At 58.3% G+C, this 2776-nt stretch carries 4 protein-coding genes; 2 read left to right on the forward strand and 2 right to left on the reverse strand.

What is annotated here, in order from left to right; all coding sequences use genetic code 11:
• Nucleotides 1–596: 596 nt before the first annotated feature.
• A complete protein-coding gene (locus QZ292_RS10205) occupies nucleotides 597–842 on the reverse strand; it encodes a hypothetical protein (RefSeq protein WP_294601212.1) in 246 nt (81 codons plus the stop codon).
• Nucleotides 827–958 (reverse strand): hypothetical protein, encoded by a 132-nt coding sequence (locus QZ292_RS10210; RefSeq protein ID WP_294601214.1) that lies wholly within the window; start codon nucleotides 956–958, stop codon nucleotides 827–829. The genes QZ292_RS10205 and QZ292_RS10210 overlap by 16 nt, the downstream gene beginning before the upstream one ends.
• 124 nt (nucleotides 959–1082) lie before the next feature.
• Between QZ292_RS10210 and tyrS the strand changes: the two genes are divergently transcribed.
• Both tyrS and QZ292_RS10220 read left to right on the forward strand, forming a co-directional pair.
• Nucleotides 1083–2375 (forward strand): tyrosine--tRNA ligase, encoded by a 1293-nt coding sequence (gene tyrS / locus QZ292_RS10215; RefSeq protein WP_294601216.1) that lies wholly within the window; start codon nucleotides 1083–1085, stop codon nucleotides 2373–2375.
• A gap of 75 nt (nucleotides 2376–2450) precedes the next feature.
• A complete protein-coding gene (locus tag QZ292_RS10220; RefSeq protein ID WP_294601218.1) occupies nucleotides 2451–2708 on the forward strand; it encodes a hypothetical protein in 258 nt (85 codons plus the stop codon).
• Nucleotides 2709–2776 lie beyond the last annotated feature (68 nt).

Raw genomic sequence — 2776 nt, forward strand, 5'->3', positions numbered from 1 at the left:
GCCCGCCCGCTTAAAAGGGCATATTCTGCCGGTTGGCGGTGAGCCAATCCGGCAAGAATTGCCCTTTTAAGCGGGCGACTCAAAAAGTGCTAAAAACGCGCGCCACGCCTTAAGAAGCGATTCAACTTTTTCGGCTTGTCGCCGAAAAAGAATGAATCGCCCAAGGCGCGCGAAACGCGGCGGAGCGACAGCGGAGCCGCAGTGAGGCGGACACGCTACTCGCTCTTGGGGGTAGAGGCTGCCATTTCGGAGTGCCCGAAGGCACCGGCGCGGGGGAGGCGCGCCGAGGACGAACTTCTGAGAATGGGGCGGTGAATGGGCTGTGCTCTTGCGGCTCGCAGAACCGCCGGCCTTGTCGCCCAAGCCGCGTAGCGGCTTCGGGGGGATGGGCGACAGACCGAAAGGGGCGAAATCGGTTGTATGGGGTGGGCGAAGTATTGGGCTGAGCTTTTGCGACCCTTCGGGTCGCGCAGTCCGTCGCCACCCCCGGCGGCGGGCTGCAACTCGACGGAGCTCGTTGCACCCTCCGCTGGCGCCGCACCGCGATGGATTTTCTGCTTGGGCGGCTTTTCGAACCGCAGGGTGTCGTCTTCCGTTTATTCCGAGAGGCAACGCAACTGAAGACCGAGAGCACGGTAGTACGAGCTGCTGGTGTTGAGGCCTTGCGTGCCGAAGTCCAAATACTGCACCGTGACGTCGCCCGTCGCCGGCGTACACGACCAGCTGTAACCACGGCTGCCGACACTGCCCGGTATGCCCGAGGGGAAGTTACGGTAGCCCGGGGCGGTGCGTGCCGCACTCCTAATTGGCCGTGTCAGCCCTCTGTTTATTCCGAGAGGCAACGCAACGGAAAACTGAAGGCGCGGCTTGCTGCATTGTCGGATGTGAGGCCATGCATGTCGAAAGATAAAAACACCGTCACTTTCGTTGGTGCCAGAAGACCAATTATATCCGGCATAATAGGCCCCCCATAATGTGCCTGAAGGGTATCCGCGGTAGCCCGGGGCGGGGCGACTTTCCGAAATATCTCCGGACAAACGGCCGAAAAACGTTATCTTTACGCACAAAAAATCACAAAGAAAATGGATTTTATCGAGGAACTTACCTGGCGCGGCATGATACACGATATGATGCCCGGAACGGTCGAACAGCTTAAAAAAGAGATGACTACGGCTTATCTGGGGTTCGACCCGACGGCCGATTCGCTGCATATCGGACACCTCGTGGGGGTGATGATGCTCAAGCATTTCCAGCGGTGCGGACACAAACCGCTGGCGCTGATCGGAGGTGCGACCGGTATGATCGGAGACCCCAGCGGAAAGTCGCTCGAACGTAATCTGTTGGATGAAGAGACTTTGCGGCACAATCAGACCGCTATCAAAGCACAGCTCGCCAAACTGATCGACTTCGACAGCGATGCGCCCAATGCGGCCGAGATGGTCAACAACTACGACTGGATGAAGGGCCAGACCTTCCTCGGCTTCATCCGCGACATCGGGAAGCTCATCACCGTCAACTACATGATGGCCAAGGATTCCGTCAAAAAACGGTTCAACGGCGAGGGCGAAGGGATGTCGTTCACCGAATTTACCTACCAGCTCGTGCAGGGATTCGACTTCCTGACCTTGTACGAGACCAAGAACTGTAAATTGCAGCTCGGCGGATCGGATCAGTGGGGGAACATCACCACCGGGACGGAGCTCATCCGGCGCAAAGCGAACGGCGAGGCTTTCGCGCTGACCTGTCCGCTCATCAAGAAGGCCGACGGGACGAAGTTCGGAAAGACCGAGAGCGGCAACGTATGGCTCGATCCGAGGTACACATCGCCGTACAAATTCTACCAGTTCTGGGTCAATGTGAGCGACGAGGATGCCGAACGGTATATCAAGATATTTACGCTGCTGGACAAGGAGACGGTCGAGGCGTTGATCGCCGAGCATCGCGAGGCGCCGCACCTGCGCAAACTGCAGAAACGGTTGGCCGAAGAGCTGACCGTGATGATCCACTCGCGCGAGGAGTATGAACGGGCGGTGGCTGCCAGCTCGATTCTGTTCGGCGGAGGGGCCGGAGCGTTGAAGGCGGCTGACGAACGGACGATTCTGGAGGTGTTCGAAGGGGTGCCGCAGTTCGAGATTTCGGCTTCGGATCTGGCCGTTGCAGGCGGTGTGCCGTTTGCGACGCTTTGTACGGAAAAGGCGTCGGTGTTCGCTTCCAAAGGCGAGTTGAGGCGGCTGGTGCAGGGAGGCGGGATCTCGTTCAACGGGACGAAAGTGGCGGATGCGGAACAGCCGGTAACGACCGAAGATCTTATTTCCGGTAAGTTCCTGTTGGTGCAGAAGGGGAAAAAGAATTATTTTCTCCTGATCGCCAAGTAAAGGGGCAGGGGTGCGGCTGCCGTAGTGACGTTTGTTTGGATTTGCGGGTAGACCCGGCCAGAGCATCCCGTAGGGATGCGCTCTGAAGTTTCTTTGGTTCTTTCTGTTCACAGAAAGAACAGTACCCTCAAACCAACCGCGCGCTTTGGGGAAATCGCTCGTTTTGCGGTGAGCAAAATCGAGATGAAATCCCAGCGGGCGACGGTTGAAATGTCCCGCGCGCGACCGCTGGAGAAGGAAATCATCCAAACGTGTGGTGCGCGTTTGGATAAGATTTCCGCCAGCGCGCAGGAAAATGCGACAGGTGGCGGAGCGATAGCGGAGCCGCAGTGAGGCGGACACGGGACGGAGAATTGGGCTGTGTCTGCTGCGGGCCGAAGCCTGCGGGTGCCCTAAACGAG

This window comes from uncultured Rikenella sp. (assembly GCF_910577125.1).
Lineage (GTDB): Bacteria > Bacteroidota > Bacteroidia > Bacteroidales > Rikenellaceae > Rikenella.

Coding starts and splice junctions, on each gene's coding strand:
- tyrS (WP_294601216.1), top strand. CDS start 1,083: ATGGATTTTATCGAGGAACTTACCTGGCGCGGCATGATACACGATATG.
- QZ292_RS10210 (WP_294601214.1), bottom strand. CDS start 958: ATGCCGGATATAATTGGTCTTCTGGCACCAACGAAAGTGACGGTGTTT.
- QZ292_RS10220 (WP_294601218.1), top strand. CDS start 2,451: ATGCGCTCTGAAGTTTCTTTGGTTCTTTCTGTTCACAGAAAGAACAGT.